The organism is Chromobacterium alkanivorans (assembly GCF_016937655.1).
In the GTDB taxonomy this organism is placed as follows: Bacteria; Pseudomonadota; Gammaproteobacteria; order Burkholderiales; family Chromobacteriaceae; genus Chromobacterium; species Chromobacterium alkanivorans.
The window spans coordinates 50,134-75,107 of record NZ_JAFHKL010000012.1 but is presented as its reverse complement, the minus strand read 5'-3'; the positions used below and the strand labels follow the sequence as shown (position 1 = coordinate 75,107).

The following is a 24,974-nucleotide window of genomic DNA, read 5'->3' as shown; positions in this document are numbered from 1 at the left end:
GCGTGTCCACGCCACCGGCGTCCGGTCGGCCCGAGGGGCGCTGCGAGGATGATCCATCCCCAGGCTCGGGCCGCTCCCGCTTCAACGGCGCTCACCTGATCAAAACCGTGCCGGGCACGGGAGCGGGTGAGCCGCATCCTGGCCGGCCGCGTGAACCAAGGAATGCTCGCGATGGCTGATTTCACTGATTTTCATGTTGCCGATATCAATCTGGCCGACTGGGGCCGCAAGGAACTGGCGATTGCCGAAACCGAGATGCCGGGCCTGATGGCCCTGCGCGACGAGCACCGACACAGCCAGCCCCTGCGCGGCGCGCGCATCGCCGGCAGCCTGCACATGACGATACAGACCGGGGTCTTGATCGAGACCCTGGTGGCGCTGGGCGCGGAAGTGCGCTGGGCCTCTTGCAACATCTTCTCCACCCAGGATCACGCCGCCGCCGCCATCGCCGCGGCCGGCATCCCGGTGTTCGCCTTCAAGGGCGAGAGCCTGGACGAGTACTGGGAGTTCAGCCACAAGATCTTCGAATGGCCGGAGCAGGAGCCGGCCAATATGATTCTGGACGACGGCGGCGACGCCACCTTGCTGCTGATGCTGGGCAGCAAGGCGGAAAGCGACCGCGGCGCGATCAGCCATCCGTCCAACGAGGAGGAGACCGCGCTGTTCGCCGCCATTGCCCGTTATCTGGAAAAAGACCCGCAGTGGTATTCCAAGCGCCTCCAGCACATCAAGGGCGTGACCGAGGAAACCACCACCGGCGTGCACCGCCTGTATCAGCTGGAGAAGGAAGGGCGGCTGCCGTTCCCGGCCTTCAACGTCAACGATTCGGTGACCAAGTCCAAGTTCGACAACCTCTACGGCTGCCGCGAATCGCTGGTGGATGGCATCAAGCGCGCCACCGACGTGATGGTGGCCGGCAAGGTGGCGGTGGTGCTGGGCTACGGCGACGTGGGCAAGGGTTGCGCGCAGAGCCTGCGCGGCCTGGGCGCCACGGTGTGGGTGACCGAGGTGGATCCGATCTGCGCGCTGCAGGCGGCGATGGAGGGCTACCGCGTGGTGCGCATGGACGAAGTGGCCGACCAGGCCGACATCTTCGTCACCGCCACCGGCAACGTCGGCGTGATCACCCACGAGCACATGAAGAAGATGCGCAACAACGCCATCGTCTGCAATATCGGCCATTTCGACAGCGAGATCGAAGTCGCCAGCCTGCGCCAGTACCAGTGGGACAATATCAAGCCGCAGGTGGACCACATCATCTTCCCGGACGGCAAACGGGTGATCCTGCTGGCCGAAGGCCGGCTGGTCAATCTGGGTTGCGCCACCGGCCACCCCAGCTTCGTGATGTCCAACTCCTTCACCAACCAGGTGCTGGCGCAGGTGGAAATCTTCGCCAACGGCCTGCAATACGGCAAACAGGTGTATGTGTTGCCCAAGCATCTGGACGAGAAGGTGGCGCGCTTGCACCTGGGCCGCATCGGCGCCCGGCTGACCGAGCTGTCCGACGAACAGGCCGCCTACATCAGCGTGCCCAAGCAAGGCCCTTATAAGCCGGATCACTATCGTTATTGATTTTTATAACGATAAAAAAGCGGACAGGGCTATTAGAATGGTGCTGTCCGTTTTTTTTTTGTCCGCTGCTGCGGATCGCGATCATTCTAATAAGAGCGGCTAACAAACTCAGTTTCACGTCTGAGGCAAGGCGCGCCGACGCAGGCAGTACTTGAGTACGGCAAGTCGGCGCAACGCAGCGTCAGGGGTTGCTTAGCCGCTCTAAAAAACAAAGGAGTCTCCCGCAGGGAGATGCAGAGAGACCATGACAGCACAGAGCCGAACCTTCAGTTTCGAATTCTTTCCGCCCAAGACCCCGGAAGGCATCGCCAAGCTGCGCACCACGCGCCAGCAATTGGCCCAGTTCAAGCCGCAGTTCTTTTCCGTCACCTTCGGCGCCGGCGGCACCACCCGCGACGGCACGCTGGCGACGGTGCTGGAAATCCGCAGCGAAGGCCACGCCGCCGCGCCGCACCTGTCCTGCATCGGCTCCACCCGCGAGAACATCGGCGCCATCCTCAAGGAATACCGCAACAACGGCATCCGCCACATCGTCGCGCTGCGCGGCGACATTCCGTCCGGCATGGTGGCGGCCGGCGAGTTCCGTTACGCCAACGAGCTGGTGGAGTTCATCCGCGCCGAGCACGGCGACCATTTCCACATCGAGGTGGCCGCCTATCCGGAATTCCACCCGCAGGCGCGCTCGGCCGAGGACGACATCAACAACTTCGTGCGCAAGGTCAACGCCGGCGCCAATTCGGCGATGACCCAGTATTTCTTCAACGCCGACGCCTATTTCCGCTTCATCGACGAAGCGCAGGCGCGCGGCGTGAATATTCCCATCGTTCCGGGCGTCATGCCGATTTCCAATTTCGGGCAACTGTGTCGTTTTTCCGACATGTGCGGCGCGGAAGTGCCGCGCTGGCTGCGCCAGCGCATGCAGGCTTATTACGACGACAGCGCCTCCATCCGCGCGTTGGGCCTGGACGTGGTGACCGAGCTGTGCGATCGGCTGCTGCAGCACGGCGCGCCGGGCCTGCACTTCTACACGCTGAACCAGGCCGGGCTGGTGTCCACCATCTGGCAACGGCTGGGTTTGTGAGTCGGTACGCTTTCCCATGCAAAACGGCCCGGAGTTCCGGGCCGTTCTGTTTCAAATCCGCACGCGGCGCAAGGCCGCTCCGCCTTAAAGGCCACGCAGTTGGCCGAGCGGCAGTGAAGTCGTCCGCTTGATCTCCTTGAGCACGAAGCTGGACTTCACGTCGGCGACACCGGGGTGCTGCAACAGCTCGTCCATCACGAAGCGCGAAAAGTGCTCCATGTCCTCGAAATACACTTGCAGCAGATAGTCCATCTCGCCGGTCATCGCAAAGCAGTTGATGACTTCCTGCCAGCTTTGCACCGCTTCGATGAAGCTTTGCAAATGCGCGTTGCCGCGCTTTTCCAGCGTGACCCTGACCCAGGCCTGCAGGCCCAGGCCGATGCGGGCCGGGTCCAGCAGCGCCACGTATTGGCGGATCACGCCGGACTCCTCCAGCTGCTTCAGACGGCGCAGGCAAGGGGATGGAGACAGGGCCACCCGTTCTGCTAATTCCACATTGGTTAAGCGGCCGTCATGTTGTAGTTCGGCCAGAATACGCAAGTCTGTCTTATCTAATGTAAGACTTGGCATGTTTTCTCCTAAAAGAGGCAAAATATTAGTGTTTTATACTTAGTTATTACTGGTTTCTTGGTATTTAGCAAGAAAATTGCCCCGTAGTTTCCATAGAATAAAAAGCCTAAAAACGCATTCTACACACGGCGCTAAAAAAGCACCGGGGTTTGTCGAGTGAATAAGACGGCGGAGATAAGATTCACATTTTGAGGAGAAGCTTGCCGCTCGTCACGGCAGGCTAAACCAGCGCGCGGCAAGCGCCTTTCTCCCCATCAGTCTTTTCCCTTCCGACTTTTCCACGCGAAGCCAAATGCGTTGCGCAGGGCTTTTTACAACATGTCATGACAAGACTATCACAAGACATGCCATCAAAAGCTACTGTTAATTGTGAATAAACAAGCTTGTTGCGCGGACCACAAGACCAAGTCGCCAGTTCAGAGCGGCGCTCGACTTCCGCTCGCCGCAAACCGGCGCACACTCATCTACAACAGGAGAAACAGATGAAAATGGAAACCATGCTGAAAAACCCCCTGGCCACCGACGGCTTTGAATTTGTCGAATACACCGCGCCCAACGCCGAAGGCATCGCCAAGCTCAAGGCCCTGTTCCTGTCCCTGGGCTTCAGCGAAGTGGCGCGCCACCGCAGCAAGAACGTCAGTCTGTTCCGCCAGGGCGACATCAATTTCATTCTGAACGGCGAGTCGTCGCAGCCCGCCAACGCCTTCGGCCGCGAGCACGGTCCGTCGGCTTGTGCGATGGCGTGGCGCGTCAAGGACGCGGCCAAGGCCTATGAATACGCGCTGGCCCACGGCGCCAAGAAATACGAGCGCCCGATCGGCTTCATGGAGCTGAATATTCCGGCGGTGGAGGGGATCGGCGGCTCGGCGCTGTATTTCGTCGACCGCTACGGCCCGGAGCACAGCATCTACGACGTGGACTTCCTGCCGCTGGACGGCGTCGACCAGCATCCGCAAGGCGTGGGCCTGTACGAGATCGATCACCTGACTCACAATGTGTTCCGCGGCAATATGGCCAAGTGGGCGGGTTTCTACACTGATATCGCCAACTTCCGCGAAATCCGTTATTTCGACATCGAGGGCAAGCTCACCGGCCTGGTGTCCCAGGCGATGACCAGCCCCTGCGGCAAGATCCGCATCCCGATCAACGAATCCTCCGACGACAAGAGCCAGATCGAGGAATTCCTGCGCGAATACCACGGCGAAGGCATCCAGCACATCGCGCTGACCACTCGCGACATTTACCAGACCGTGGAAACGCTGAAAGCCGCCGGCACCCGCTTCCTCGACACCCCGGACACCTATTATGAAAAGGTGGACGTGCGCGTGCCCGGGCACGGCGAGGACCTGGCGCGCCTGCACAAGAACCATATCCTGGTGGACGGCGCGCCGGTGGACGGCGCCGGCATCCTGCTGCAGATCTTCACCGAAACCGTGATCGGCCCGATCTTCTTCGAGATCATTCAGCGCAAGGGCAACGAGGGCTTCGGCGAGGGCAACTTCCGCGCCCTGTTCGAGTCGATCGAAGAGGACCAGATCCGCCGCGGCGTGATCTAAAGAAGCGGTTCGCGATCTCGCGGGCTGAGGCGAAACAAGGCGTTGCGGCAGCGGAAGCGAAACGCGCCGCGCCGCCGCTCAAGCCCGCGCTTCATCGATGCCATCCCGCCGCCCGGGCGGCGGGAGTGAAGGACACATCATGCGTAAATGGATTCAGTACCCCCATCGCGAAGGCACCGTCTCGCGCCAGGCCCACGCCGATTTCCCGGATGCGGCCATCTACGAGCGCGAAGTGGGGCGCAGCGGTTTTTTCGGTCCCGCCACTCATCTGCACCACAAGCATCCGCCCACCGGCTGGAGCGCCTGGGAGGGCCCGCTGCGTCCGCGCGCCTTTGACCTGAACGAGCTGCCCAAGAACGTCGCCGCGCCCTGGGCGGCGCCGCTGGTGCTGCACAACGCCCAGTGCAAGCTGCGCATCTGGAGCGTGGATCAGCCGATGACCCAGCTGTTCCGCAACGGCGACGGCGACGACATGCTGTTCATCCACGCCGGCAGCGGCGAGTTGTTCTGCGATTACGGCCATCTGAGCTATCGCGACGGCGACTACATCCTGATGCCGCGCTCCACCAGCTGGCGCATCGAGCCGGCCGCGCCCACCACCATGCTGCTGATCGAAGCCAGCAACGGCGCTTATCAATTGCCGGACAAGGGCCTGGTCGGGCCGCACGCCATCTTCGACGAGGCGATGCTGGACGTGCCGGCCATCGACGACGCCTTCCGCGCGCAGCAGACCGAGGACGAGTGGCAGGTGGTGATCAAGCGTCGCGGCGCGCTGTCCACCGTGACCTACCCGTTCAATCCGCTGGACGCGATAGGCTGGCACGGCAACCATTCCGTCGCCCGCATCAACTGGCGCGACATCCGGCCGCTGATGAGCCATCGCTACCACTTGCCGCCGTCGGCGCACACCACCTTCGTCGCCGACGGCTTCGTGATCTGCACCTTCGTGCCGCGGCCGATAGAGTCCGATCCCGGCGCTTTGAAGGTCCCGTTCTATCACAACAACGACGATTACGACGAAGTGATCTTCTACCACGCCGGCGACTTCTTCAGCCGCGACAACATCAAGCCCGGCATGCTGACCTTCCACCCGGCGGGCTTCACTCACGGGCCGCATCCCAAGGCCTTCGCCAAGGCGATGACGAATCCCAAGACCTTTACCGACGAAGTGGCGGTGATGATAGACGCGCGCGACGCGCTGGAGCAGGGGCCGCAGATGCCGGAGGTGGAGTGGGCCCAGTATGTGGACAGCTGGAAACCCAAGCCCTGATTGTTTGAGTTCATTTCTACTGCGCAGGCTGATCTCGAAACTGTGATGCTCGCGGTACCAGTTGTACCGCTGCGCTTCTCGTTTCGACCTCAGCCCGCTCGCGACGAAATGCTCCTCAAACGAAGCTTTCATGTCATACCGTATCACTGGAATTTCAGCTGCCCAGCTGCAGAAAGAATAGAAGATGAAACTCGCCACTTATCAGAATCAAACCCGCGACGGCCAGTTGTTGGTCGTCAGCCGCGACCTGTCCCGCGCGGTGGCGGTGCCGCAGATCGCCGCCAGCCTGCAACAGGCGCTGGACGGCTGGGACGCGCTGGCGCCGCGGCTGCAGGAGGTCTACGTCGCGCTCAACGCCGGCGAGGTGCCGGGCGCCTTTGCCTTCGAGCCGCAACGCTGCCACAGCCCGTTGCCGCGCGCCTATCAATGGGCGGACGGCAGCGCTTACCTGAACCACGTGGAACTGGTGCGCAAGGCGCGCGGCGCGGAAGTGCCGGCCAGCTTTTATCATGATCCGCTGATGTACCAGGGCGGCTCCGACGCCTTCCTGCCGCCGCTGGCGCCGATACCGCTGCGCGACGAGGCCTGGGGGCTGGACTTCGAAGGCGAGGTGGCGGTGATCACCGGCGACGTGCCGCTGGGCGCCGACGCCGCCGCCTGCGCCGGCCGGATCCGCCTGCTGATGCTGGTCAACGACGTCAGCCTGCGCAATCTGATTCCCAACGAGCTGGCCAAGGGCTTCGGCTTCTTCCAGAGCAAGCCGGCCACCGCCTTCTCGCCGGTGGCGGTGACTCCGGACGAGCTGGGCGCGGCCTGGCGCGACGGCAAGGCGCATCTGCCGCTGCTGGTGGAGTACAACGGCGCGCCTTACGGCCATCCCAACGCCGGCGTGGAAATGCAGTTCAGCTTCCCGCAGCTGGTGGCGCACGTGGCCAAGACCCGCGAACTGGCCGCCGGCTCCATCATCGGCTCCGGCACCGTGTCCAATCACGACCGCAGCGTCGGTTCCTGCTGCCTGGCGGAGCAAAGGATGATAGAGACCATAGAGAGCGGCGCGCCGACGACTCCGTTCATGAAAGTGGGCGACCGCGTGCGCATCGAGATGAAGGACGCCGCCGGCGCCAGCGTCTTCGGCGCCATCGAACAGACCGTGGTGAAGCATGACTGAGCGCGTGCTGTACGGTTATTTCCGCTCCAGCGCCGCCTACCGGGTGCGCATCGCGCTGAATCTCAAGGGGCTGGATTACCGTTACCAGCCGGTCAATCTGCTCAAGGGCGAGCAGCGCAGTCCCGACTACCTGGCGATCAACCCGCAAGGCCTGGTGCCGCTGCTGGACGACGGCGGGGTCAAGATCGCGCAGTCGCTGGCCATCTGCGAGTACCTGGACGAAGCCTATCCGGATACGCCGCGGCTGCTGCCGGCCGGCGCGGCGGCGCGGGCGCGGGTACGCGCGCTGGCGCTGGCCATCGCCGCCGACATCCACCCCTTGCAGAACACCCGGGTCGGCAAGTATCTGCAGACCGAGTACGGCAAGGACGAGGAGGGCAAGGCGGAGTGGATACGGCACTGGATCCGCACCGGCTTCGACGCGCTGGAGCAAGTGCTGGCCGAATCGCCGAGCCGCTACGCGGCGGGCGAGCAGCCGACGCTGGCCGATGTCTGCCTGCTGCCGCAGGTGTTCAGCGCCCGCCGTTTCGGCGTGGACCTGACGGCCTATCCGAACATCGCCCGCGTTGCGGACGCGCTGGAGCAACTGCCGGCTTTCGCGGACGCGCACCCGTCCCGCCAGCCGGACGCGATCTGATCTAAGTCTTTGATCCGGCGGGCCGGTCGTTTGGAGCGACCGGCCCGCTTGTTTTTCCAGCGCGGCGGCCTCTCGTTTTTTTGCAATTATTCCTTGACTCTGAATTCGTCCTCTGATTAAATGCGTGGCTCTGACGGCGCGACAGCGCAGCAGTGATGGCCAGTTAGCTCAGTTGGTAGAGCAGCGGATTGAAAATCCGCGTGTCCGTGGTTCGATTCCGCGACTGGCCACCATCACCGCCTTGCTTCAGCACCCGTCGGCCAGTTAGCTCAGTTGGTAGAGCAGCGGATTGAAAATCCGCGTGTCCGTGGTTCGATTCCGCGACTGGCCACCAGATACCTGAAAAGCCGAACTCCTCGAGTTCGGCTTTTCGCATTGCGGCGGCGGCAGTTCGCCCCGGACCTGGTTCTGGCCGGGCGCATGTCATAATGCGGCGATGAAACCGCTGCCTCCCCTGTATACCCTGATCGCCTTCGAAGCCGTGGCCCGGCTCTCCAGCTTTACCCTGGCCGCCGCGGAGCTGAATCTGTCGCAAGGCGCGGTCAGCCGCCAGTTGCTGCTGCTGGAGGACTACCTGGGCTGCAAGCTGCTGCAGCGCGGCACCCGCAAGGTGGAGCTGACCCCGGCCGGCGCGCAGTATCTGGACGAGGTCCGCGCCGCCTTGGAGCAATTGGTCGCGGCCACCGCCAGCCTGATGCATTGGCAGCAAGACAAGCAGGTCACGGTGGCCTGTTCCACCGCGATCGCCTCCTTATGGCTGATGCCCCATCTGTCCGCCTTTCGCCAAGCGCAGCCGGATCTCTCCATCCGCATCCTGGCCAACGATGATGTCCAGGAATTGCAGGCGGGCGAATTCGATCTCGGCGTTTACTATTTCCGCCAGCCCCCCAGGACGGCCAATGCGGTGGCCTTGTTCGATGAACAGATGTACGCGGTCTGCAGCCCGGCTTACTTGCCGGCCGGGCCGGCGTCGGCGACGGCCTTGTTGGACGAGACGCTGATCACCATGGATGGCGGCCTGCGGGACTGGTTCAACTGGCCGCAATGGTTTGCAGCCCAAGGCATCGCCTGGCGGCCGGCGGCCAGGCAGTTGAGCGTGACCAATCACCACTTGGCGGTGCAGGCCGCGCTGGCCGGGCAGGGGGTGGCGTTGGCCTGGGCGCATCTGATCGACAGCTATCTGGCCAGCGGCGCGCTGGTGATGGCGGCGGACGCCAAGGTGATGATGAGCGGCGCTTTTTATCTGCTGCGGCCGGAGCGGCGGCAACTCAAACCGGCGACCCGGCTGTTCGCCGACTGGCTGGCCTCGCTGGTGGTGGCGCGATGACGGCGGCAGGGGGCGGCGGGCGTCCCCGCGGTGTGCGGCTGGCGCGGGCGGATTGATGAGCGCGCAACATAGATCTATCTAAAACTATCGTTTGTCCCGGGCGGGATGTATCGCCGACACTGGCCAGGCCAGGGCAGAAGCCCCGGCCTGTCAGCAAGCCGCGCCGGCTTTAGATCGGCAGCCCCCGGGGCGACAGCGGCGGCAGGCTCCATAGAGGAGACCAACCATGCATCGCCATCATCGCATCAAGCCGCTGGTGTTCTGGCCCACTTTCTTACTGCTGCTGGCGGCCTTGCTGCTCAGCTATCTCGACCTGCCCGCTTTTCTCCACCTGGCCAGCGGCGCCAACAAATGGATACTCGGCCACTTTTCCTGGTTGTTCAGTCTGGCCAGCTTCAGCTTGCTGCTGACCTGTGGCTGGGTCTATTTCTCGCCGATAGGCAAGCTGCGCATTGGAGGCGAGGCCGCTCAACCGCTGCTGGGCCGCAAGCGCTGGTTCGCCGTCACCTTGATGACCACCATGGCGGTGGGGGTGCTGTTCTGGACCTCGGCCGAGCCGATTTACCACCTGTACTACCCGCCGGCGGCGTATGGCCTGAGCGCCGGCAGCGCGGAGGCCGCCAGTTTCGCCATGTCGGCGATGTTTCTGCACTGGACGTTTACCCCTTACGCGATTTACACCGTGCCGGCGCTGTTGTTCGGCCTGGTGTTTTACAACCTTAAGCTGCCGTTCTCGGTGGGCAGCATGTTGCAGCCCTTGCTGGGGCGCCGGGTGGGCGGCCGCAGCGGGCACTTGATAGACGCGCTGGCCTTGTACGCCTTGGTGGCCGGCATGGCTTCCAGCCTGGGCACCGGCGCGCTGGCGCTGGTGGGCGGCATCAATCAATATCTGCCGCTGCCCGCCAGTCCGTTCAGCCTCGGGCTGGTCATCGCCGCCATTGTGGTGACCTTTGTCTGCTCCGCGCTCAGCGGCCTGCAGCGCGGGCTGACCTGGTTGTCCAGCATCAATACCTGGATCTTGCTGGCGTTGGCCGGCTTTTTGCTGATCTTTGGGCCCACCACCTTCATCCTGGCGTTTGGCCTGGAATCGTTCGGCAACTATCTGAACCAGTTCTTCCGGCTAAGCCTGTCCACCGGCGCCGCCAGCCAGGACGGCTGGGCCGGCTCCTGGACCATCTTCTACTGGGCGGTATGGTTTGCCTGGGCGCCGATCAGCGCCATGTTTCTGGGCAAGATCTCCCGCGGCTACACCGTGCGCGAAGTGATTGTGATGAATTTGCTGCTGCCGGCCGGCTTTACCGCGCTGTGGATCATGATTTTCAGCGGCACCGCCCTCTCCATAGACCTGGGCCAGGCCGGCCTGCTCAAAAACGTGCTGGAGCAGCAGGGCGTGGAGAATGTGCTGTACACCATCATCCGTCAGCTGCCGATGAGCGAAATCATGGTGGCCGCGGTGGTGTTCATCGCATTTCTCAACTACGTCACCGCGGCGGACAGCAATACCGACGCCATCAGCAATTTGTGCACCTCCGGCTTTTACGCCGACAGCGCCGAGAAAGCCGGCAAGAGCATGAAGATCGTGTGGGGTGGCGTGATCGGCCTGGTGTCCTGGGTGATGACCAGCTACGCCGGCGGCGTCGACGGCGTAAAAATGATGTCCAATCTCGGTGGCCTGCCGGCCTTGCTCATCGTCATGGGCTGCATGCTGTCGCTCATCGCGCTGGTGAATTCCGGCAAGCTGGAGCGTTTGTCCGCTAGCGAGGCGTCCGCGGTCGCCAAGGAGTCTCAGTCATGAAAACCATTACTCAGTTTCCGCACGCCATTCGGGAAGTGGAGCACTTCACCATCACGCTAGCCGACGGCTGCCGACTGGCGGCGCGGATGTGGCTGCCGCGGGACGCCGAAGCCAGGCCGGTGCCGGCGATTCTGGAATACCTGCCTTATAGAAAACGCGACGGCACCGCGGTGCGCGATCAGCTGACCCACCCGTATTTCGCCGGCCACGGCTACGCCTGCCTGCGGGTGGATATGCGCGGCTGCGGCGAATCCGACGGCGAGTTCGTCGATGAGTACTTGCGGCAGGAGCAGGACGACGCCTTGGAAGTGATCGCCTGGATCGCCGCGCAGCCCTGGTGCAGCGGCAAGGTCGGCATGATGGGCATTTCCTGGGGCGGCTTCAACAGCCTGCAAGTGGCCGCCCGCCAGCCGGAGGCCTTGAAGGCCGTCATCACCTTATGCTCCACCGATCATCGCTACGCCGACGACATCCATTACAAGGGCGGCGCTTTATTGCTGGAGAACCTGGGCTGGGCCGGCACCATGCTCAGTTACTGCGCCGCCGCGCCCGATCCGCTGCTGGTGGGCGAGGCCTGGCGCGAACGCTGGCTGCAAAGGCTGGAGCGGATGCCGCTGCTGCTCAAGACCTGGCTGAGCCACCAGACCGACGATGACTATTGGCGGCATGGCTCCATCTGCGCCGATTACGGCGCCATCAAGGCCGCCGTCTACGCGGTGGGCGGCTGGGGCGACGCCTACCACAACGCCGTCGGCCGGATGATGCAGCAATTGAGCTGTCCGAAAAAAGCGCTGATCGGCCCGTGGGCCCACAAGTATCCGCACTTCGCGGTGCCGGATCCGGCGATCGGTTTTTTGCAGGAAGCGCTGCGCTGGTGGGACTACTGGTTGAAGGATGTCGACACCGGCATCATGGCCGAAGACCCGGTGACGCTGTATCTGCAAGACGCGGCGCCGCCGCAAGCCAGCTATGCCGAGCGTCCGGGTGTCTGGCTGCGCGACCCGGCCTGGCCCAGCCCGCATGTCCGCCTGCAGCAATGGGGGCTGGGCGCCGCCGGGGAATTGCGGCCGGGGGCTTCCGATGCCGGCGAGCTTGGCATCCGCTCGCCGCTGAGCACCGGCGCCGCCTGCGGCGAATATTGCGTGATCTGGCTGGGGCCGGAGTTTCCGCTGGATCAGCGCCGCGACGACGCCGGTTCGCTGGTGTTCGACAGCCGGGCGTTGGAGCGGGAGCTGCCGCTGTTGGGCGCGCCGCTGCTGCAGCTGCGTTTGAAGTGCGATAGTCCCAGCGGTCAACTGGCGGTGCGGCTCAACGACGTGGCGCCGGACGGGGCGGCGACCCGCATCAGTTACGGGGTGTTGAATCTGGCCTTGCGCGACGGCTATCAACAGCCGCAGGCGGTGACGCCGGGCGAGTGGATGGAGATTCGGCTGCAACTGGACGATTGCGGCTACTGTCTGCCGGCGGGCCATCGGCTGCGGCTGAGCGTTTCCAGCGCCTACTTCCCGCTGATCTGGCCGGCGGCCGATCATGCCCGGCTGAGCTTGGACTTGGCTAGCGCCGAGCTCAGCCTGCCGGTGCATGACCTGAGCACCGAGGCGGCGCAACCGTTTGCCGCGCCGGAAGCCGCGCCGCCGCTGGCCTTGAGTTATTTGCGTCCTCCCGCCAACAGCCGAGAAATCATCGAGGACGCGATGAGCGGGGAGGTGCGCACCGTGATCCGCGACGATTTCGGCCACTATCGTTTTGACGACCACGGCTTGGAAGTGGCGCAAAGCTGCGAGGAAATCTACCGCATTCTGCCCGATCGGCCCTTGTCGGCCAGCGGCGCGGTGAAGTGGAGCTATAGCGCGGGTCGCGGCGATTGGTGGGTCAGAGTGGACAGCGAGTTGACGCTGACGGCGGACGCCGGCCGGTTTCGCATCCAGGCGCGGCAAAGCGCCTGGGAGGGGGAGCAGTTGCTGCTGCGGCGGGAGTGGGACGAGGATGTGCCGCGCCGCGTCCAATAGGGCGGGACTCCTCAAGGAGGGGCGTCATGATGTGGTATGACTGGATAGGGCTGATCGGCGTGTTTTTCTATCTATTGGCCTACAGCCTGCTGCAATGGAGGCTGGTGGACCTGAGCGACTACAGCTACAGCGGCTTCAATCTGATGGGCGCGATGCTGCTGTTGATCTCGCTGTGCTATGCCTTCAATCTGGCGTCCTTGCTGGCGCAAGTGCTGTGGATAGTCGTCAGCCTGGTGGGCATGCGCAAGACGCGCAAGGAGCGTTTGCTGGCCTTGCCGGGAAGAGGGGAGGCTTAGAACCTGTTTACGATCTGCTGCGCTGCGGCGATACGACGTTGAAACCCGCTTCGAAATGCTCATGTACCACGTGTACATTCCGCTTTTCCGCTAGTTTTCGCCTTGTCTCGCCCTTGCTCGCGAGACTTTGAACAGGCTCTTGGCGCTGCGGGCAGGCCGGCCATGCGGTCCGCCCGCAGAGCTTGGGGTTTGGCCTGGGGTCCGCCGTGCGGCTTGCTTTTATCTTTCAATATATGATTAAATATAATATATATTGTTATGTCGAGGAGACCAGTCATGAGCCAGCATTACCCCGATCTAAGCGCGGAACTGGGCGCGGAGTTGAGCAAGCTGCGCAAGGAAATCCCGGAAACCATGAAGGGCTTCGGCCAGATGAGCCGCGCCGCGCACGCCGACGGCGCCTTGTCGAACCGGACCAAGGAGCTGATCGCGCTGGCGATAGGCATCGCCAACCGTTGCCATGGCTGTCTGGCCTTTCACGCCAAGGCCTTGGTGGAACTGGGTTGCAGCCGCGCCGAATTCATGGAGATGTTGCAGGTGGCTATCTATATGGGCGGCGGCCCGTCCTTGATGACGGCGGCGGAGGCCTTGCAGGCCTATGAGCAGTTTGGCGGCGAGGCCGCGCCCAACTGATCCCGGTTCGGAGCAGAAAGCGTCCGCTCGCATTGATGGGCAGCGCCGCCGGCCGCGCGTATAATGTGCGCTTCTGTTGTCGCGGGAGTTTGATGGTGTATCACTTCATCGCATCCGATCTGGATGGCACCTTGCTGGACCCCAATCACGCGGTGGACGATTTCACCGCCAGCACCTTGCAGGCCTTGCAGGCGCGCGGCGTGCGGTTCGCCATCGCCACCGGCCGCCATTATCTGGACGTGCAGGGCATTCGTCAGGCGCTGGGCATCCGCGCCCACCTGATCACCTCCAACGGCGCGCGGGTGCATGATCCCGACGACAAGCTGGTGCATCGCCAGGATATCGATCCCGTCCTGGTGCGCCGGCTGGCGCAGCCGGAGTTCGCCGCCGGCACCGTGCTGAACTTCTATCTGGACGACGCCTGGCTGATCGATCAGCCCTGCCAGTACCTGCTCAATTTCCACGCCGATTCCGGCCTGCGCTATCAACTGGCCGACCTGGCCGGACACAGCGGCGCGGGCGTCGGCAAGGTGCTCTACATCGGCGAGCACGCGTATCTGCTGGAAGTGGAGCGCAAGCTGCACCAGGCTTTCGGCGACGAGCTGTACATCACCTTCTCGGCCGACGACTGCCTGGAAGTGATGGCGCCCGGGGTGTCCAAGGGCCACGCGCTGGAGCTGGTGTTGGCGGATCTGGGCCTGGACAAGGCGCATTGCCTGGCTTTCGGCGATGGTCAGAACGATATCGAGCTGCTGCGCACTGCCGGCCACCCGCGGATGATGGGCAACGCCCAGGCGCGGCTGGCCGAGCAATTGCCGGATGTGCCGCGCATAGGCAGCAATCGCGAGGCCGGCGTGGCGCGTCATCTGCGCGAGTTGTTCGCCTTGTAGCCTAGACGGAATCCCAATAAAAAACGCCAGCGCTCTCGCTGGCGTTTTTGCATGGTTTTGAGTCGGCTCAGCTTTGCAGCGCCTGCGCCAGGCCGGCGGCCCGGTCGCCGACGATCAGGTGCCAGACGCCGGGAGCCACTTCCTGCATCGCCGCCACGCCGGCCGCGTGAGCGGCGTCCTGATTGAACAGCGCGCCCTGTTTCAGCTCCACGCGCAAGCGGGTATGGGCGATGGCTTCCACCTTGGCCAGATTGGCCGCGCCGCCCAGCGCCTGGCGCAACGCCGCGGCCTGGTTCTGATCGGCGGCGGGCGTCGGCGCCGCGGCGGGAGCCGTCGGAGCCGGCGCGCTGGCCGGGGCGTCGATTTCGGCGTCCGCGCCGGCGCCGCGCAGATAGATTTCCATATCGGTTTTCAGGTTTTCCGACTGCGGGCCGAAGATGGCCTGGATGCCGTTGCCTACCACCACCACGCCGGAGGCGCCCATGCTCTTGAGCTTGGCCTGGTTGACCTTGGCCGGCTCGCGCACCGCGATGCGCAGCCGGGTGATGCAGGCGTCCAGGCTGCTGATGTTGGAGCGGCCGCCAAAGGCCAGCACCAGTTCGCGCGCGCGCGCGTCCTCGCTGACCGCCGCGCCGGCGTCGGCGCTCTCGTCTTCGCGGCCCGGAGTCTTCAGGTTGAACTTGGCGATGACGAAGCGGAACACCCCATAGTAGATGGCCGCGTAGATCGGGCCGAGGATGAACACGTACCAGGCGTGCTTGGCCTTGTCGCCGATCAGGTTGAACATCAGGAAGTCGATGCCGCCCTGGGAGAAGGTGAAGCCCATGTGCATGTCCAGGGTGTTGGCGATGAATTGCGCCGACGCCGCCAGGCAGGCATGGAGGAGGTAGAGCACCGGCGCCACGAACAGGAAGGAGAATTCAATCGGTTCGGTAATGCCGGTCAGGAAGGAGGTCAGCGCGGCGGAAATCATGATGCCGCCCACTTTGACGCGGTTCTCCGGCTTGGCCGAATGCCAGATGGCGATGGCCGCGGCCGGCAGGCCGAACATCTTGAACAGGAAGGCGCCGGACAGGATGCCCGCGGTGGGGTCGCCGGCGAAGAAGCGGTTGATGTCGCCATGGATCATCTTGCCGCTGACCGCGTCGGGGAAGGCGCCGATTTCAAAGAAGAAGGGCACGTTCCAGATGTGGTGCAGGCCGAAGGGCAGCAGCAGCCGTTCGACGAGGCCGTAGACGGTGGCGGCGGTGCGCGGGTCGCTGACCGCGGCCCACTGCGAGAAACTCTTGATGCCGTTGCCTATCGGCGGCCAGATGAAGGATAGCGCCACGCCCAGCGCGATGGCGCTGATGGCGGTGATGATGGGCACGAAGCGCTTGCCGGCGAAGAAGCCCAGGTATTCGGGCAGCTTGATCCGGTAGAAGCGGTTGAACATATAGGCCGCCAGGCCGCCGGCGAGAATGCCGCCGAACACGCCGGTCTGTATCGACGGCAGGCCCATGATGGTGTCGGGCTTGACTCCCATCAGGCCGGCCATCACCCCCAGGGTGACGGTGGTGACCAGATGGCCGATCACGGCGGCGATCGCCGCCACGCCGTCGTTTTCGGTGAAGCCCAGCGCCACGCCGACGGCGAAGATCAGCGGCAGATTGCCGAAGATCACGTCGCCGGAGTTTTTCATCAGCGACAGGATGGCCAGCGCGACGGTGTTCTGGGTGTGGAAATCGGTGGCGCCTATGCCCAGCAGCAGGCCGGCCACCGGCAGCACGGCTACCGGCAGCATCAGCGCCTTGCCGATCTTTTGCAGAAATGCGAATGATTGACTAAACATGGTGGTTCATTCCTTGCTCAACAGCGTAGGAAATAGCGGGCGGCGCGCTCGCCGCCCCACATCGCTCCGGATGGCCGGAGATTCTCTTGCGTTTATCTGGCTTGCGCGTTCAGGTGTTCGCGGACTTCGCTCGCCGTGGACAGGGCCAGCGCCTGTTGCGCCAGGGTCCGGCACTCCTCCGCGCTCCAGCGCGACAGCGTGGCCTTGACCGCGGCCAGCGCCGGGGTGCTGACCGACAGCTCGGTGACGCCCATGCCCACCAGCAGCGGCGCGGCGCGCTCGTCTGAGGCCAGGCCGCCGCAGATGCCCACCCATTTGCCGTGGGCGCGCGCGCCGTCGCAGGTCATCGCTATCATCGCCAGCACCGCAGGGTGCAGCGCGTCGGCCTGCTTGGCCAGCTGCGGGTGGCCGCGGTCCATCGCCAGCACGTACTGGGTCAGGTCGTTGGTGCCGATGGAGAAGAAGTCCACTTCCGGCGCGAAGCGCGCGGCCATGACGGCGGCGGACGGCACTTCCACCATGATGCCCACCTTGACGTCTTGCCGGCCGCTGGCGGCTTGCTCTTCGGCCAGGACGGCCTTGGCGGCGCGCAGCTCGTCCAGCGAGGCCACCATCGGGAACATGATGTGCAGGCGGGTCAGCGGCGCGGCCTGCAGGATGGCGCGCAACTGGGTGCGCAGCAGGTCCGGACGCTCCAGGCTGACGCGGATGCCGCGCAGGCCGAGGAAGGGGTTGTCCTCCTTGGGCAGCGGCAGATAGGACAGCGGCTTGTCGCCGCCCACGTCCAGCGTGCGCACCACCAGCGGTCGTTCCGCGCCGAGCGCGCGGGCCACCGCGCAGTATTCCTCCGCCTGTTCCTGCTCGCTGGGCGGAGTGTCGCGGTTGTCGAACAGGAACTCCGAACGCAGCAGGCCCACGCCTTCGGCGCCCTTGGCCACCGCTTCGCGCGCGTCGGCGGCGTTGCGGATATTGGCCACCACTTCGATGCGGACGCCGTCGCTGGTGCGCGCTTCGCGCTGCGACATCGCCGCCTCGGCGGCGCGGCGCTCCGCGATCTGGGCGATTTCCGCCTCGGCGCTGGCCAGTTGTTCGGCGTTAGGCGCGATGCGCAGCGTGCCGCGACCGCCGTCGATGATGACCTGTTCGCTGTCGGGCAGAGCCAGCGCGGCCTGGGAGATGCCGCAGATCGCCGGGATGCCCAGCGAACGCGCCAGGATGGCCACATGGCTGGTGGCGCCGCCGGTGCGGGTACAGAAGCCCAGCACTTTTTTGGGGTCCAGCGCGGCGGTGTCGGACGGGGTCAGGTCTTCCGCGATCAGGATGGAGCCGGCCGGCACGTCCAGGCTGGCCTGCTTGACGCCGGCCAGCAGCGCCAGCACGCGGCGGCCCACGTCGCGGATGTCGTTGGCGCGTTCGCGCAGCAGCGCGTTGTCTTGCGCTTCCAGGCGCGCGGAGTAGGAGCTGAAGGCGGCGCGCCAGGACCAGGCGGCGGACTTGCCGTCGGCCAGGCCGGCGTAGGTTTGCGCCAGCAGGTCCGGGTCTTGCAGCAGTTCCTGGTGCATGGACAGGATGGCCTGCTTGGCGGCGTCGGTCAGCTGGCTCTTGACCGCGTCGATCTGCTGGGCGGCTTCTTCGGTGGCGCGGGCGAAGTGCTGTTGCTCCAGGCTGGCGCCCTGGCCGAATTCCGGCACGTCGAACTCCTGCAGCCGGTGATGATAGACGCGGCCGATGGCCAGGCCGGGAGAGGCGCCGACGCCGACCAGCAGCTCGGCGCTTTCCTGTTGCTGGGCGACGGCGGCGATGGGCGCCGGCGCGGCCGGCGCTTCGTCCTCGGCCTCGCCGCAACGGTCCAGCAGCAGCTGGGTCAGCTCGGCCAGCGCCTGTTCGGCGTCCGCGCCGGCGGCTTCGATGCGCACCTTGTCGCCGTTGCGGGTGGACAGCCCCATCACGCCGACCACGGACTTGGCGTTGGCGGACTGTTCGCCCAGCAGCAGGTGGATGTCGGCCTGGAAGCTTTTCGCCTTGCTGGCGAACACCGCGGCCGGGCGGGCGTGCAGGCCGGCCGGGTTGGTGATTTCAATGTCCGGCGACAGCAGCTTGGCGCCGCCGGCGGCCGGCGCCGCGGCGGCGGCCGCGCCGGCCAGTTCCAGCTCCAGCACCGCGGTCTTGCCGGCCTCGGCCAGGCCGCTGGCTTGGTGCATGGCGCTGACGGTCTGGTCGCCGTTGGTGATGATGATCTGGGTCAGCAGGCTCTGCGCGTTGCGCGCCACCAAATCCAGATTGAAGTCGATCAGCGCCTGGCCGGCGCTGACGCGTTGTCCTTGTTCCACCAGCGGCTGGAAGCCCTGGCCTTTGAGCATGACGGTGTCGATGCCGATGTGCACCATCACTTCCACGCCTTCGGGCGAGGTGATGGTGAGCGCGTGGTGCGCGGAATGGAGGTTGCTGACGACGCCGGAGACCGGCGCGAGCAGACTGCAGGAAGTGGGGTCCAGCGAGATGCCGTCTCCCACCATCTTGCCGGCGAACACCGGATCCGGGACGGTGTCCAGGGCGACCAGCCACCCGGAGAGGGGGGCGAGGATCTTCAGTCTTGGCAAGGGTGTGCTCATATGTAACTCCTCAGATCGGGAATTTATCAGTTGTTTTATTACGAGCGTCGGCCTGCTTCTTCATGAGCGGTTCCGCGTGGCGTGCCGGATAGGGTACACCGTACGGATAGGCCTGTCTTGATTCGATGGCGCTGTGACATTCATGGCGCCGCAACAGTACAGACGCTTACTGTCCAACTGGCGATATGATGCCAATATTGTAGTTTAACTACATCGAAATAACGGTGCAGCTTGATGGCAATCAAGAAATTGCGCAAGTAGGAATTCACGTATTTGCACTAGTACGCGCGTCGGCGGCGGGGAAGGGAGCGGGGCGGCCGCGGCGGGGATTGATTTTGCGCGCCAAAGCGGAGGCCTTGGCGGCGCGCGCGACAGCCGGCCGGCTGTTGCATTTTTGTTGTGCGATAAATGGAAAACGGCGGCCCGTCGGAGGGCCGCCGTCTTGGGCGGGCGGGAGACGCCGCCGTGTCAGGCCTGGCGCTTGTTGTCGCCGAGGAAGAACAGGGCCAGCGAGCCGGCGATCAGGAAGGCCGGGTACTCCCAGCCGCCGCCTTCGTTGGCGAACATCCAGCCGTGGGCGCCGTGCACCAGCACGATGGTGCCGAGTAGCAGCGGGGTCAGCGCCAGCGCCACCCAGCGGGCGAAGAAGCCGGACAGCAGCAGCAGGCCGCCGCCGACTTCGGCCAGGATGGCCAGGTAGCCGACGAAGCCGGGCAGGCCCAGGCTGGCGAAGTAACCGGCGGTGCCGGCCGGGGTGAACACCAGCAGCTTGAGCAGGCCATGGGACAGATACATTAGGCCCAGCGACAGACGCAGGATCAGGGTGCCGAGGGCAGGGTTCTGGAAGCGGTTCATGGTGTGGGTTCCAATCAAGTTTGCGATGGAGTGCATTTGACCATGTAGAGAAAACTCAATAAATCCGCTATTAATAAAAATATTGTTTACCAATAGGAAATGATCATGGACCGCTTTTCGGAAATCCGCGCCTTCGTCTGTGTGGCGGAACTGGGCAGTTTCGCCGCCGCCGCCGAGCGGCTGGAGCTGTCGCGGGCGATGGTGACCAAGCTGGTGTCCAGCCTGGAAGGGCGGCTGGGGGTGCGGCTGATGCACCGCACCACGCGGCGTTTGTCCTTGACCGAGGCGGGGGAGACCTATCTGGGCCAGGCCGGCGGCCTGCTGGCCGAGCTTGACGATCTGGACGCCCGCTTATCGCACGGCGCCAGCAGCCCGGTGGGGCGTTTGCGGGTGTCGGCGCCGGTGTCCTTCGGCATGCGCTACCTGGGGCGCGTGGTGGCCGGTTTTCACCAGCAGTATCCGCAGATCGAAGTGGAACTGAACCTGAACGACAGGCGGGTGGACCTGGTGGAAGAGGGCTTCGACCTGGGACTGCGGGTGTCGAATCTGTCGGACTCGTCCCTGGTGGCGCGCCGGCTGGCGCGGATCCGCGACCTGGTCGTCGCCGCGCCCAGCTATCTGCAACGCTGCGGCACGCCGGCGACGCCGGCGGAGCTGGCCGAGCATCAATGCCTGTTGTACGCGCTGACCGCCCAGCCCAATCTGTGGGATTTCACCGCGCCGGACGGCAGCAGCGGCCGGGTCAAGGTCAAGGGCATGCTGCGCGCCAACAACGGCGACATCCTGACCGACGCCGCCGTCCACGGCATGGGGGTGATTCTGCAGCCGCGTTTCCTGGTGGAGCAGGGCTTGGCCGAGGGCACCCTGGTGCCGCTGCTCGGCGATTACGACTGGCACTGCCTGGACCTGTCCGCGGTCTACCCGGCGCGGCGGCACGTGCCGGGCAAGGTCAGGGCCTTCGTCGATTATCTGCAGCAGTTTTTCCAGTAGCGGCGGCGCGTATCGATCGGGTGCGGGTTCAAAGCGGGCTAATGTCGACCGCGTAAATGGCGGAATCCTGCGAATGCACGCCGCAGTTGTGATTGATCCGCATGCTGTCGCCGAGAAATTCAATGCTCAGGCTGTCGCCGGTCTTCTTGAGCAGCGCCAGCGCGTTGCCGACGCTGGCCAGCTCTTGCCGCAGCGGCGTCTTGTTGTAGTCAAAATGGCGCACATGGCCGCTGTCCGCTAGATCCGGCGTTGTCCCCTTGCCGCTGTAGACCATCATCGCGTGATCGAAATGCTCGCGAAGAAAGGCGGCCAGCTCGCGGTTATTGCCGACCGGGCTGTCTAGCGCGGTTTTTTCGCCGCTGAGTTGGCGATGGGCATCGACGATGGAGCGCGCCCCGTCGCTTGCCGTTTCCCACTCATCGTCGCCGTTTTTGACGGTTCCGGCGTGATAGGCGTAAAGCATCCCTCCTTTCAGCGCGTAGACCATGGTGCAGCCGGAGAGCGCGCCGGCGCTGAACAGGCAGCAATCGCCGTCCTGCATCTTGCCGGTGTCGAATTTCATCCCCACCGTGCCTTGCAGGCCGTTGCCGATTTCGATCAGCCGCAGCGCGTCGCCAAACTGGAATTTATTGTAATGGTTGCCGATCGGCGTGCCGGGAATCAGCTCTTCCGCCTTGGCCTGATCGCCGTGGTAGAACTTGATGAAGTCGGCGGAGACGGCGTCGCCGCCCTTTTTCTCGCCGTCGCGGTCGTAGCGAATGCAGTCGACGACGCCGGCCGGGGCGGCCGTCTGGACGCCGGCTGCGGAGGCGAGCACGCCCTTGCCGATCAGCGGCGCCACGCTGCCGGACAAGACTTGCGCTTTATCCCGCTCGAACAAGAGCTTCTCCTGCGGGGAGGAGGTGGTGACGATTTTGTTCTGTCGGGCGTCCAGCCTGAAATTCGCCGTGGGGTCGCCGTATTGGGCGCGGTCGTGCACCACATGGCTTTGGCTGATCAGCGCTTTCCTGGCGCCGCGAAGATTGGCTTGCGCGGTCGGATCCTGGCAGAGGTGCCGGACGAAAGCTTTGGCGCGTTTGGTCTGGTTCGGGTGCAGCAAGCCGTGCAGCCGGCTGTTGTACACCACCAGGGCGCCGTTCTTGCTCAGACCGAAGCTCGGCTCTTGCGACTTGTCGGGATGTTGGGCCTGGTGCTGCCGCAATTGCGAGTAGATCGATTGGATGGATATCGGGCTCGATATTTTCATCTGTGCTTCCAAGCTGGATTGGGGATGGCGGCGGGCTTGCTCGCGGGGCGGCACCGATGGGCGGGCGGTTCTGTCGTTTTCCGTTCAGGCCGCAGCAAGTCCGACGCCGGTCATTGCAGCGGAAAAGGATGGGCCCGTCTTTCAAAAAACGGCGACGCGGGGGAAGAAGAGGAGGGCGACGCCGGCTTGGCGTGCGGCGGTGAAGAGCGCGCAGAGCGCGCGCTCATTATTCGTGCATCGCCAGGAAGCCCTTGAGCCGGCTTTCGATGATGCGCGGGTTTTCGCCGTTGGCGATGGAGACCAGGCCTTCCACCACCAGCTCTTTCAAGGCGACTTCCGAGGCGATCAGGTGCTTGAGCTTGTTGGCGATGGGCAGGAACAGCAGGTTGGCGGAGCCGACGCCGTAAACGGTGGCGACGAAGGCGACGGCGATGCCGGCGCCCAGCTTGGACGGGTCGGACAGGTTTTCCATCACGTGGATCAGGCCCAGCACCGCGCCCAGAATGCCCATGGTCGGCGCGTAGCCGCCGGCGGACTCCCAGATCCGCGCCGCCTGTTTGCGCGCGTGCTCGAACATGGAGATCTCCACATCCATCACCGAACGCAGGGTGTCAGGCTCCGCGCCGTCCACCAGCATTTGCAGCGCTTTCTTGATGAAGGGGTCCTTCTGCAGATTGATGTAGCCTTCCAGCGCCAGCAGGCCGCCCTTGCGCGCGGTCTGGCTCCAGTTGATGATCTCGCGGATCATCTTGTCGTGGTCCAGCACCGGCGGCTGGAAAATCCATTTCAGCATGCGCACGCCGGCGGCGAATTGCTTGGGCGTGCTTTGCAGCATCACCGCGCTGACGGTGCCGCCGATGACGATCATGAAGGCGGTCAGCTGCATCAGGGAGCCGATGTTGCCGCCTTCCAGCGCCTGTCCCGCGATAATGGCGGTCAGGCCCATCAGAATGGCTACAATGCTTATCTTATCCACGCGAAGTTCCGGTTTTTAATGTTATGCCGCGTCAGGGCGCGGCGGCTCAGAGCCAGTCCTTGATGCGCGCGCGCAGCCGGGCGATGGCCTGGCTGTGCAGCTGGCTGACTCTCGATTCGGAGACGCCCAGCACCGCGCCGATTTCCTTCAGATTCAATTCCTGCTCGTAATACAGGGACATCACCAGCTGGTCGCGCTCCGGCAACAGCTTGATGCCGTCTATCAGCGCCTGGCGGAAGCCGCCGTCGGCCAGCGCCGCGAGCGGGTCCGGCGAGTCCTCGTCGGCGACATTGGCCACCGCGTCGGGCAGCGCGTCGCCGTCGTCGTTGGAAAAGTCCTCGAAATGCAGCAAGGTCATGCCGCGGCAATCGCCTAGCATGTCCTGATACTGTTCCAGTTCCAGGCCCATCTGCGCGGCGATTTCCGATTCCAGCGGCGCGCGGCCCAACTGGTGCTCCAGCTGGCGCACCGCGTCCTCGATCTGGCGCGAGTGACGGCGCGCCTGGCGCGGCATCCAGTCCTCGCGGCGCAGCTCGTCCAGCATCGCGCCGCGCACCCGCTGGCTGGCGAAGGTTTCGAACATCACGCCCTGGGCCGGGTCGAACTGGCGCGCGGCCTCGATCAGGCCGATGACGCCGACCTGGATCAGGTCGTCGATTTCGACCGAGGCCGGCAGCCGGGCGATCATCATGCCGGCCAGCTTCTTGACCAGCGGCGCGTAGGCCTCCACGTCGATCTCGACGGGAGGCGAGGCGGCGGCGTAGCCGGTGCGGCGTACGGACGGCAAGGTCATAGCGGTTTGACTCCATCCGCCTCGGCCCAATCGCGCGAGGCGGCAATCAACAAATCCATGAATCCGGTGCCGCTGCGCGGCGTTTCCTGGGTATCCCACTGCGGCAGCACCGCGGCCAGCTGCGAGAAGGCCATCGCGGCCTCGCTGTCCGGAAACGCCTCCATCAGCGGCCGGCGCAGCGTCTGGCTGCGGCGCACCGCGTTGTCCATCGGCACGAAGCCCACCCAGCGCAGCGACACCGACAGGAATTCGCCGGTGGCGGCGGACAGCCGGGTGAACAGCTCGCGCGCTTCCTCCAGGTGGCGCGCGCGGTTGATCAGCACATTGAAGCGCTGGCGGCCGTAGCTGCCGGACAACCTCTTGATATTAGCGTAGGCCGTCGTCAGCGACTCCGCCGCCGGCGTGAGCACTAATACCAAATTGTCGGCCACGCTGGCAGGCACCGGGTCGTGGGCGGGGCTGGGGGCGTCCACCAGCAGCACCGAGGCGTCGCGCTCCAGCGCGGCGAATTCGCTGCCCAGCCGCAGCCACAGCTGGGCGGAGAACAGCGCGCGCTCTTCCGGGCGCGCGTAGAGATTGATCAGCTGAATGCCCTGGCGCGAGCTCACCATCATCTCGTCCAGCCCGCCCAGGGTGATGACCTGGCTTTCCAGCGTGGCGGTGGTGGGCACGCCCAGCCGGCGCGATTGCACCTGGCCCAGCGTGCAGTCCACCAGCAGCGGCCGCTGGCCGGCGTAGGCCAGGCCCAGCGCCAGTTCGGTGGCGAGGGTGCTGGCGCCGGAACTGGCGGAACCGATGAAGGCGAAGCTGGGCGCGCGCGCGGACCGGGCGCTGAGCAGGCGGAGGCTGGCGGCTTGATCCTGCATC

At 64.6% G+C, this 24,974-nt stretch carries 21 protein-coding genes, 2 tRNA genes and 1 riboswitch; of the genes, 15 read left to right on the top strand and 8 right to left on the bottom strand.

Annotated elements, in window-relative coordinates; genetic code table 11:
* The first annotated feature begins 26 nt into the window (after positions 1-26).
* A riboswitch (S-adenosyl-L-homocysteine riboswitch) is annotated at positions 27-100 on the top strand.
* Between the two features lie 62 nt (positions 101-162).
* Both ahcY and metF read left to right on the top strand, forming a co-directional pair.
* Positions 163-1,572: an adenosylhomocysteinase gene (ahcY, locus tag JW897_RS19465; protein ID WP_205467328.1), complete on the top strand. Its 1,410-nt coding sequence runs from the start codon at positions 163-165 to the stop codon at positions 1,570-1,572.
* A 244-nt stretch (positions 1,573-1,816) separates the two neighbouring features.
* The gene (metF, locus tag JW897_RS19460) at positions 1,817-2,653 is read left to right on the top strand and encodes a methylenetetrahydrofolate reductase [NAD(P)H] (protein ID WP_205467327.1); all 837 of its coding nucleotides are present in this window, start codon (positions 1,817-1,819) and stop codon (positions 2,651-2,653) included.
* 84 nt (positions 2,654-2,737) lie between these two features.
* Here metF and JW897_RS19455 read toward each other — a convergent pair whose 3' ends face one another.
* Complete coding sequence (locus JW897_RS19455) at positions 2,738-3,223, bottom strand: Lrp/AsnC family transcriptional regulator (RefSeq protein WP_039756263.1); 486 nt, start codon at positions 3,221-3,223, stop codon at positions 2,738-2,740.
* A gap of 482 nt (positions 3,224-3,705) precedes the next feature.
* Here JW897_RS19455 and hppD point away from each other — a divergent pair, with 482 nt between their 5' ends.
* The 12 genes from hppD to JW897_RS19395 all read left to right on the top strand — a co-directional run bounded on the left by hppD (position 3,706) and on the right by JW897_RS19395 (position 14,804).
* Positions 3,706-4,779, top strand: a complete 1,074-nt coding sequence (hppD, locus tag JW897_RS19450; protein ID WP_048413417.1) for a 4-hydroxyphenylpyruvate dioxygenase — start codon at positions 3,706-3,708, stop codon at positions 4,777-4,779.
* A gap of 139 nt (positions 4,780-4,918) precedes the next feature.
* On the top strand, positions 4,919-6,049 hold the full coding sequence (locus JW897_RS19445) for a homogentisate 1,2-dioxygenase (protein ID WP_048413418.1): 1,131 nt from the start codon (positions 4,919-4,921) through the stop codon (positions 6,047-6,049).
* A gap of 184 nt (positions 6,050-6,233) precedes the next feature.
* Positions 6,234-7,217, top strand: a complete 984-nt coding sequence (locus tag JW897_RS19440) for a fumarylacetoacetate hydrolase family protein (protein WP_205467326.1) — start codon at positions 6,234-6,236, stop codon at positions 7,215-7,217.
* On the top strand, positions 7,210-7,854 hold the full coding sequence (gene maiA / locus JW897_RS19435; protein ID WP_205467325.1) for a maleylacetoacetate isomerase: 645 nt from the start codon (positions 7,210-7,212) through the stop codon (positions 7,852-7,854). The genes JW897_RS19440 and maiA overlap by 8 nt, the downstream gene beginning before the upstream one ends.
* Before the next feature lie 157 nt (positions 7,855-8,011).
* Positions 8,012-8,087: transfer RNA gene (locus JW897_RS19430), tRNA-Phe, on the top strand.
* A gap of 25 nt (positions 8,088-8,112) precedes the next feature.
* Positions 8,113-8,188, top strand: a tRNA-Phe gene (locus JW897_RS19425).
* A 102-nt stretch (positions 8,189-8,290) separates the two neighbouring features.
* Positions 8,291-9,181, top strand: a complete 891-nt coding sequence (locus JW897_RS19420; RefSeq protein ID WP_205467324.1) for a LysR substrate-binding domain-containing protein — start codon at positions 8,291-8,293, stop codon at positions 9,179-9,181.
* Positions 9,182-9,407: 226 nt separating this feature from the next.
* Positions 9,408-10,976: a BCCT family transporter gene (locus tag JW897_RS19415; RefSeq protein WP_048413422.1), complete on the top strand. Its 1,569-nt coding sequence runs from the start codon at positions 9,408-9,410 to the stop codon at positions 10,974-10,976.
* Positions 10,973-12,985, top strand: coding sequence for a CocE/NonD family hydrolase (locus tag JW897_RS19410; protein ID WP_205467323.1), 2,013 nt, complete (start codon positions 10,973-10,975; stop codon positions 12,983-12,985). Before JW897_RS19415 ends, JW897_RS19410 begins: the two co-directional genes overlap by 4 nt.
* A gap of 26 nt (positions 12,986-13,011) precedes the next feature.
* Entirely contained in the window at positions 13,012-13,281 is a 270-nt protein-coding gene (locus tag JW897_RS19405) for a CBU_0592 family membrane protein (RefSeq protein ID WP_205467322.1), read from the top strand.
* A 276-nt stretch (positions 13,282-13,557) separates the two neighbouring features.
* On the top strand, positions 13,558-13,914 hold the full coding sequence (locus JW897_RS19400) for a carboxymuconolactone decarboxylase family protein (protein WP_048413425.1): 357 nt from the start codon (positions 13,558-13,560) through the stop codon (positions 13,912-13,914).
* Between the two features lie 92 nt (positions 13,915-14,006).
* Positions 14,007-14,804 (top strand): Cof-type HAD-IIB family hydrolase, encoded by a 798-nt coding sequence (locus tag JW897_RS19395; protein WP_197082993.1) that lies wholly within the window; start codon positions 14,007-14,009, stop codon positions 14,802-14,804.
* Positions 14,805-14,871: 67 nt separating this feature from the next.
* Here JW897_RS19395 and ptsG read toward each other — a convergent pair whose 3' ends face one another.
* The 3 genes from ptsG to JW897_RS19380 all read right to left on the bottom strand — a co-directional run bounded on the left by ptsG (position 14,872) and on the right by JW897_RS19380 (position 20,102).
* A complete protein-coding gene (gene ptsG, locus JW897_RS19390) occupies positions 14,872-16,635 on the bottom strand; it encodes a PTS glucose transporter subunit IIBC (protein WP_205467321.1) in 1,764 nt (587 codons plus the stop codon).
* Between the two features lie 92 nt (positions 16,636-16,727).
* Positions 16,728-19,247, bottom strand: coding sequence for a phosphoenolpyruvate--protein phosphotransferase (gene ptsP, locus JW897_RS19385; RefSeq protein WP_205467320.1), 2,520 nt, complete (start codon positions 19,245-19,247; stop codon positions 16,728-16,730).
* Between the two features lie 468 nt (positions 19,248-19,715).
* Entirely contained in the window at positions 19,716-20,102 is a 387-nt protein-coding gene (locus JW897_RS19380) for a DoxX family protein (RefSeq protein ID WP_019103721.1), read from the bottom strand.
* Between the two features lie 105 nt (positions 20,103-20,207).
* Between JW897_RS19380 and JW897_RS19375 the strand changes: the two genes are divergently transcribed.
* Complete coding sequence (locus JW897_RS19375) at positions 20,208-21,092, top strand: LysR family transcriptional regulator (RefSeq protein WP_048413428.1); 885 nt, start codon at positions 20,208-20,210, stop codon at positions 21,090-21,092.
* Positions 21,093-21,120: 28 nt separating this feature from the next.
* On the opposite strand, the gene JW897_RS19370 is transcribed toward JW897_RS19375, so the two are convergent.
* From JW897_RS19370 to JW897_RS19355, 4 genes are all read right to left on the bottom strand, one after another.
* Positions 21,121-22,338, bottom strand: coding sequence for a cytotoxic necrotizing factor Rho-activating domain-containing protein (locus tag JW897_RS19370; RefSeq protein WP_205467319.1), 1,218 nt, complete (start codon positions 22,336-22,338; stop codon positions 21,121-21,123).
* 226 nt (positions 22,339-22,564) lie between these two features.
* Positions 22,565-23,314, bottom strand: a complete 750-nt coding sequence (locus tag JW897_RS19365) for a flagellar motor protein (protein WP_039756256.1) — start codon at positions 23,312-23,314, stop codon at positions 22,565-22,567.
* A 46-nt stretch (positions 23,315-23,360) separates the two neighbouring features.
* Positions 23,361-24,107, bottom strand: a complete 747-nt coding sequence (locus JW897_RS19360) for an RNA polymerase sigma factor FliA (protein WP_048413430.1) — start codon at positions 24,105-24,107, stop codon at positions 23,361-23,363.
* Entirely contained in the window at positions 24,104-24,973 is an 870-nt protein-coding gene (locus JW897_RS19355; RefSeq protein WP_205467318.1) for a MinD/ParA family ATP-binding protein, read from the bottom strand. Before JW897_RS19355 ends, JW897_RS19360 begins: the two co-directional genes overlap by 4 nt.
* Position 24,974: the final 1 nt, after the last annotated feature.

Coding starts and splice junctions, on each gene's coding strand:
- JW897_RS19445 (WP_048413418.1), top strand. CDS start 4,919: ATGCGTAAATGGATTCAGTACCCCCATCGCGAAGGCACCGTCTCGCGC.
- JW897_RS19395 (WP_197082993.1), top strand. CDS start 14,007: ATGGTGTATCACTTCATCGCATCCGATCTGGATGGCACCTTGCTGGAC.
- JW897_RS19405 (WP_205467322.1), top strand. CDS start 13,012: ATGATGTGGTATGACTGGATAGGGCTGATCGGCGTGTTTTTCTATCTA.
- ahcY (WP_205467328.1), top strand. CDS start 163: ATGCTCGCGATGGCTGATTTCACTGATTTTCATGTTGCCGATATCAAT.
- JW897_RS19415 (WP_048413422.1), top strand. CDS start 9,408: ATGCATCGCCATCATCGCATCAAGCCGCTGGTGTTCTGGCCCACTTTC.
- ptsP (WP_205467320.1), bottom strand. CDS start 19,247: ATGAGCACACCCTTGCCAAGACTGAAGATCCTCGCCCCCCTCTCCGGG.
- JW897_RS19355 (WP_205467318.1), bottom strand. CDS start 24,973: ATGCAGGATCAAGCCGCCAGCCTCCGCCTGCTCAGCGCCCGGTCCGCG.
- maiA (WP_205467325.1), top strand. CDS start 7,210: ATGACTGAGCGCGTGCTGTACGGTTATTTCCGCTCCAGCGCCGCCTAC.
- JW897_RS19375 (WP_048413428.1), top strand. CDS start 20,208: ATGGACCGCTTTTCGGAAATCCGCGCCTTCGTCTGTGTGGCGGAACTG.
- JW897_RS19410 (WP_205467323.1), top strand. CDS start 10,973: ATGAAAACCATTACTCAGTTTCCGCACGCCATTCGGGAAGTGGAGCAC.
- metF (WP_205467327.1), top strand. CDS start 1,817: ATGACAGCACAGAGCCGAACCTTCAGTTTCGAATTCTTTCCGCCCAAG.
- ptsG (WP_205467321.1), bottom strand. CDS start 16,635: ATGTTTAGTCAATCATTCGCATTTCTGCAAAAGATCGGCAAGGCGCTG.
- JW897_RS19420 (WP_205467324.1), top strand. CDS start 8,291: ATGAAACCGCTGCCTCCCCTGTATACCCTGATCGCCTTCGAAGCCGTG.
- JW897_RS19455 (WP_039756263.1), bottom strand. CDS start 3,223: ATGCCAAGTCTTACATTAGATAAGACAGACTTGCGTATTCTGGCCGAA.
- JW897_RS19440 (WP_205467326.1), top strand. CDS start 6,234: ATGAAACTCGCCACTTATCAGAATCAAACCCGCGACGGCCAGTTGTTG.
- JW897_RS19380 (WP_019103721.1), bottom strand. CDS start 20,102: ATGAACCGCTTCCAGAACCCTGCCCTCGGCACCCTGATCCTGCGTCTG.
- JW897_RS19370 (WP_205467319.1), bottom strand. CDS start 22,338: ATGAAAATATCGAGCCCGATATCCATCCAATCGATCTACTCGCAATTG.
- JW897_RS19400 (WP_048413425.1), top strand. CDS start 13,558: ATGAGCCAGCATTACCCCGATCTAAGCGCGGAACTGGGCGCGGAGTTG.
- hppD (WP_048413417.1), top strand. CDS start 3,706: ATGAAAATGGAAACCATGCTGAAAAACCCCCTGGCCACCGACGGCTTT.
- JW897_RS19360 (WP_048413430.1), bottom strand. CDS start 24,107: ATGACCTTGCCGTCCGTACGCCGCACCGGCTACGCCGCCGCCTCGCCT.